Source organism: Streptomyces acidicola (genome assembly GCF_009377235.1).
Taxonomy (GTDB): domain Bacteria; phylum Actinomycetota; class Actinomycetes; order Streptomycetales; family Streptomycetaceae; genus Streptomyces; species Streptomyces acidicola.
On sequence record NZ_VMNX01000412.1, the window covers coordinates 1 to 4,578 of the forward strand.

Genomic DNA, 4,578 nt, shown 5'->3' on the forward strand with positions numbered 1-4,578 from the left:
GCGGGGCGGGGGCTGTGAACGGTGGTCGGGACTCGGCCGCCCTAGACAGCCCGGACAGCCCGGACAGCCCGGACAGCTCTGACAGCTCTGACGTCTATCGCGCGACGGCGAGAACGAGAGAGGCGGCGGCCAGAGTCAGGTAGCCGCCGGGGAAAAGGATGTTGTAGTAGACGCGGGCACGGATGTGCGCGGCGACGGCGCCGATGAAGAACAGGACGAGCCCCACCGCGGCGGCGACGCCGATGAAGGGCACCCCCCTGAGCCCGAGGAGGAGACCGGCGGCTCCGGCGGCCTTGAGCGCGGCGAGCCACGGGAGCCAGCACTGCGGCAGGCCCACTTCAGCCGAGTTGGCGAGGACGAACCTGGCTTTCAAGAGGTCCGCGACGGCGATTCCGGCGTTGGCCAGGATCGCTGTGACGGTGATGATCGCGTAGGCGGTGGACATGTGCCGCGCCTTTCAGTCGAACGCGTCGTGAGGCCGGTGAGGCGGTGAGGCCGACGAGTCCTGCGTGCTCACCTCGACCGGTTGACTGTTCCAGCCTTTCCCGAGCCCTTGAGCGACGTCCAATACACGCATCCATAACCTGTGGGCATGGATGTGGACACCCGGCTACTGCGCTCCTTCATCGCGGTGGTGGAGGAGGGGACCCTCACCCGCGCCGCGGAACGGCTGTTCGTGTCCCAGCCGGCGCTGACCAAGCAGATCAAGCAACTTGAGGCGCAGCTCGGAGTGCGGCTGTTCACGCGGTCCCGCACCGGAATGAGCCCCACTGAACCGGGCCGGATCCTGGCGGAGCGGGTGCCCGACCTGCTGACCGACTGGGATCTGGTGCTGCGGGAGACCAAGAGCGCCGCCAGCCGAGCAGCCCGCGTGCTGCGGGTCGGCTTCATCGCCAGTGCCGCCAACGAAGCAACCCCGGGCATCATCGCGGAGTTCACGCGACGCCGACCGGGCTGGCGCGTGAACATGCGGCAGGCCGCCTGGTCGGTCCCGAGCGCCGGGCTCGCCGACGGGGACGTCGACGTCGCTCTGCTGCGGCTGCCCTTCCCCGGAGAGGACGCCTTGCGGACGGCGGCCCTGTTCACCGAGCCCCGCTGGGTCGCCCTACCCGAAGGACACCCTCTCGCCGCGCGCGACGTGATCGCCTTCCGGGATCTGTGGGAAGAGCCGTTCGTGGCCGCCCCGCCCGAAACAGGCTGGTGGCGAGACCATTGGCTGGCCGCCGACGAACGCGACGGCCACCCGGTCCGCATCGGCGCCGTCACGGACCAGCCGGACGACTGGCTCAGCGCCATCGCCAACGGCTACGGCGTCGCCCTCGCCCCCGCATCCGCCGCCCGCTTCTACGCACGGCCCGGCATCACGTACCGTCCCGTCAGCGGCGTCAGCCCCAGTCGGGTCGGCGTCGCCTGGGCGCCCGCCGACGACGCCAACCCCGTCGTTCAGGATTTCGTCCGCTGCTGCCTGGACAGGCCTTGGCCGGAGGAGACCACTTCCTGATCGTCCTTGGAGCCCTGGTTCAGCCGCGGACGGCTCACGTGGTCGCCAGGGCGACGATCACGGGCACCGACATGGCGAGCGCGTTGTTGACGCCGTGGACGACGATGCCGGGCCACACCGAGCCGGTGCGCCGCAGCAGCAGGGCGTTGACGACGCCGATCACGAACGCGACGGGCAGCACCGGGTTGATGCCGTGCGCGAGCGCGAAGACCGTGGCGCTCGCGAGCACGCTGACCCAGGCCCCGTAGCGGCCCAGGGCGTTGGCCAGCACCCCGCGGAAGATGAGCTCCTCGCCGATCGGGGTGGCGATGAACCCGGACACCGCGGTCGTGAGATACCAGAGGATGCCGCCCGCGGCGGCCTCTTGGTAGCCGGCCTGGACGTTCTGGTGATCGCCCGCGACAGCCTGGTAGAGCGCCGAGGCGATCGCGGAGAGCACGAAGGCGACGACGCCGAGCCCGACGGCGGCGAGCAATGACCCCCCGCTCGCGCGCCGCACGCCGAACGGCGCGAGCCGCCGGATCCGCAGCAGGGCGGCGACCGCGAAGGCGCCGAACCCCATCACCGCGGAGAGCACGAACCCGATGACGCCCTCCATGGCGGCCGACAGGTCGGCATGCCGCAGATACACGGCCACCGCCGCGAAGAGGACCGCATAGGCGGCCAGGCCGGCGACGATCTCGGGCCAGCCGGGGCGCGACGTCCTCTCGACGGGCGCTTCAGCCAGTACGGGGCGGAGGGTCTCGTGCATTCGATGCTCCTGATCAGCGGGATTGCGTTGGCACGCCGTGCTGGCACAGCGTACCAGTACACCGTACCGGCACGTCGTACCAGTACGCCGTGCTAGGGTCGCTTCCCATGAACAAGAGCAGGCGGGAAGAGATCCTCGCCGCGGCCCTCCGGCTGGCGTACGAGCAAGGCGTCGGAGCGTTGAGCGTCCGGTCCGTCGCGGCCGCGGCCGGCGTCGGGGCGAGCACGTTGCGGCACTACTTCCCGTCCCAGGCCGACCTCCATCAGGCGGTCGCGAGCCAGGGCGTCACCAACGTTCTCGGGGACCTCGACATCGCCGACGACAGCCGCGATCCGGCCGCCCGCCTGTACGACTGCCTCGCACAGTTCACGCCGCGGCCCGACGAGCAGGTGCAGGCGCTGACCGCCTGGGCCGAGCTGCACCGGCTGGCCCTCGGCGGCGACGCGGGAGTCATGGAGATCCTCAAGAGCGGGCGCCAGGCCTCGGAGGAGACACTGCTCCGCTGGTTCGGCGCGCTCGCCGCCCAGGGGCATGTCGCACCGGCCGACGTCGATGCTCACGTCACGCAGGCTCTCGCCCTGATCGACGGACTCAACCTCAACCTGTTCTTCTTCCCCGATCGCGTCGATCTGGGCGCGGCGACAACGGCACTCCGCCGGTTCGCCGAGCGCATCGTTTCCTGACCACTCAAGCCGAGCTGGACCCCTTGCCCAGTTCGAACCAGACCCCCTTCCCCTCACTGCTGTCGAGTCCGAGGCGCGGCGCCGGCAGCTCGGTTCCCCAGCGGCCCTCCGTGAGCGCGTCGACGATCCAGAGCCCGCGGCCCGACTCACCGTCGTAGCCCTCGCGGAGGGCAGGGGGCGTTCGGTCCTCGTCGTAGACCGTGACGCGGACGGCCTCACACTCCGCGGTGAGGAGTAAAACGGCGCCCGTTCCCTTCGCGTGGACACAGGAGTTGGTGACCAGTTCGGAGGTGCAGAGGGTCGCGTCGTCCACGAGGGCGTCCAGCCCCAGGGCACTCAGGACGGAGGTCACGAAGTCGCGGGCGATACGGGGAGTGGTGTCCAGCGGTGGACACCTGAGGGTGTATTCGGGCACGACTGATCGACTCCTTTACGAGGGGGGAGAGGCGACTGCTGGGGGGAGAAGGCCGCGCTTCCAACTGGGCAACTGGTCTTGGGCATACGGGAGTTGAGGCGCAACAAGGCATGATGACCAAGAGTGTCGCCTACGTCACAGAAGGTAGGGCTTAACCTGGTGACGGCACAACCTGAAGCCGGAGATTGGCCACGTTCCGGTGACCCTCAACTCGCGTGCGCGGCATACTCGTCAGCCGAGCGACCAGGAAGAGAGCACCATGCCCCCTAGGAGCACCCCAACCGCCCGGCAGGAGCGCCTGGGTGCCGAACTGCGCAAGATCCGCGAGAGTGCTGGGGTGACAGCTCGTGCGGCCGCCGCACTCCTGGGCACGAATCCCATTCAGCAGAGCGCCTACGAAGCCGGTCGCAGCGGGATCAGCGAGGACCGCATTCGCCGCTTGGCCACGCACTGCGCATGCGACGACGCGGCGTACGTCGATGCCTTGGTGAGGATGGCGAATGAACGCGGTAAGGGGTGGTGGGAGGAGTACCGGGGAGTCGTTGCTCCCCAAGGGCTCGACATCGCGGAGTGCGAGCATCACGCCACCCGCATCCGTACCTTCCAAGTCGCCCATGTCCCAGGCCTGTTGCAGACCGAGGACCACATGCAGGCCATGTTCAGCTACATGTCGTCAGATGTACCCAAGCGAGACCTGGAGGCCTTTGTGGCGTTCCGCGCTCAACGGCAACAGGTCCTCGCAGGTTCATCCGGAACGCCGTACGAAGCGGTCATCCACGAAGCGGCTCTCCGCATCCGCGTGGGTGGCCGCGATACGGCCCGGACCCAGCTGAAGCAGATCCTCGAACGGTCGGAGTTGGACAACGTGACCGTGCGTGTTCTGCCCTTCGACACAGAGGACTTCGCCGGGAGCGGGTACTCGATGCTTTATCTGCACGGCCCCGTTCCCCAACTCGACACTGTGCAGACAGACACGGGCCATGACCCCGAGTTCTTCGACGCCGAGTCGCGCTTGAGGCAGTACCGAAAGCGCTATGAGCGAGTGATGCTGGCAGCTCTCCCGCCCGCGGAATCCCGAGACGTCATCAGCCGCATCGCCCACGAGCTGTGAAGGGAACCACCATGCACAGCACCCTCCACTGGCAGAAGTCGTCCTTTTCTGGCGCCGATTCGGGCGACACGTGCGTCGAACTCGCCGCCAGACCCGCCGCCCCCACCGCGATACACC

The 4,578-nt window shown here is 68.7% G+C and carries 7 protein-coding genes; 4 read left to right on the forward strand and 3 right to left on the reverse strand.

Annotation, left to right across the window (positions count from 1 at the left end; genetic code table 11):
- Positions 1-94 precede the first annotated feature (94 nt).
- Positions 95-445 (reverse strand): DoxX family protein, encoded by a 351-nt coding sequence (locus tag FPZ41_RS45010; RefSeq protein ID WP_152870528.1) that lies wholly within the window; start codon positions 443-445, stop codon positions 95-97.
- 147 nt (positions 446-592) lie between these two features.
- On the opposite strand from FPZ41_RS45010, the gene FPZ41_RS45015 reads away from it, so the two are divergent.
- Positions 593-1,501 carry a LysR family transcriptional regulator gene (locus tag FPZ41_RS45015; RefSeq protein ID WP_152870530.1) on the forward strand — a complete coding sequence of 303 codons (909 nt, stop codon included), beginning with the start codon at positions 593-595 and terminating at the stop codon, positions 1,499-1,501.
- A gap of 34 nt (positions 1,502-1,535) precedes the next feature.
- On the opposite strand, the gene FPZ41_RS45020 is transcribed toward FPZ41_RS45015, so the two are convergent.
- The gene (locus FPZ41_RS45020; RefSeq protein ID WP_152870532.1) at positions 1,536-2,252 is read right to left on the reverse strand and encodes a CPBP family intramembrane glutamic endopeptidase; all 717 of its coding nucleotides are present in this window, start codon (positions 2,250-2,252) and stop codon (positions 1,536-1,538) included.
- 107 nt (positions 2,253-2,359) lie between these two features.
- Between FPZ41_RS45020 and FPZ41_RS45025 the strand changes: the two genes are divergently transcribed.
- Positions 2,360-2,935 (forward strand): TetR/AcrR family transcriptional regulator, encoded by a 576-nt coding sequence (locus FPZ41_RS45025; RefSeq protein WP_152870534.1) that lies wholly within the window; start codon positions 2,360-2,362, stop codon positions 2,933-2,935.
- A 4-nt stretch (positions 2,936-2,939) separates the two neighbouring features.
- Here the strand turns inward: FPZ41_RS45025 and FPZ41_RS45030 are convergent, their stop codons facing one another.
- On the reverse strand, positions 2,940-3,350 hold the full coding sequence (locus FPZ41_RS45030; RefSeq protein WP_322621540.1) for an ATP-binding protein: 411 nt from the start codon (positions 3,348-3,350) through the stop codon (positions 2,940-2,942).
- Between the two features lie 199 nt (positions 3,351-3,549).
- On the opposite strand from FPZ41_RS45030, the gene FPZ41_RS45035 reads away from it, so the two are divergent.
- Positions 3,550-4,461: a Scr1 family TA system antitoxin-like transcriptional regulator gene (locus FPZ41_RS45035; RefSeq protein ID WP_322621541.1), complete on the forward strand. Its 912-nt coding sequence runs from the start codon at positions 3,550-3,552 to the stop codon at positions 4,459-4,461.
- An 11-nt stretch (positions 4,462-4,472) separates the two neighbouring features.
- Positions 4,473-4,578, forward strand: a 106-nt coding sequence (locus tag FPZ41_RS45040; protein ID WP_152870536.1) for a DUF397 domain-containing protein, incomplete at its 3' end; no start/stop codon positions are given.

Bases quoted from the DNA above. Each gene is read 5' to 3' on its own strand.
- FPZ41_RS45015 (WP_152870530.1), top strand. From the start codon at position 593: ATGGATGTGGACACCCGGCTACTGCGCTCCTTCATCGCGGTGGTGGAG.
- FPZ41_RS45010 (WP_152870528.1), bottom strand. From the start codon at position 445: ATGTCCACCGCCTACGCGATCATCACCGTCACAGCGATCCTGGCCAAC.
- FPZ41_RS45020 (WP_152870532.1), bottom strand. From the start codon at position 2,252: ATGCACGAGACCCTCCGCCCCGTACTGGCTGAAGCGCCCGTCGAGAGG.
- FPZ41_RS45025 (WP_152870534.1), top strand. From the start codon at position 2,360: ATGAACAAGAGCAGGCGGGAAGAGATCCTCGCCGCGGCCCTCCGGCTG.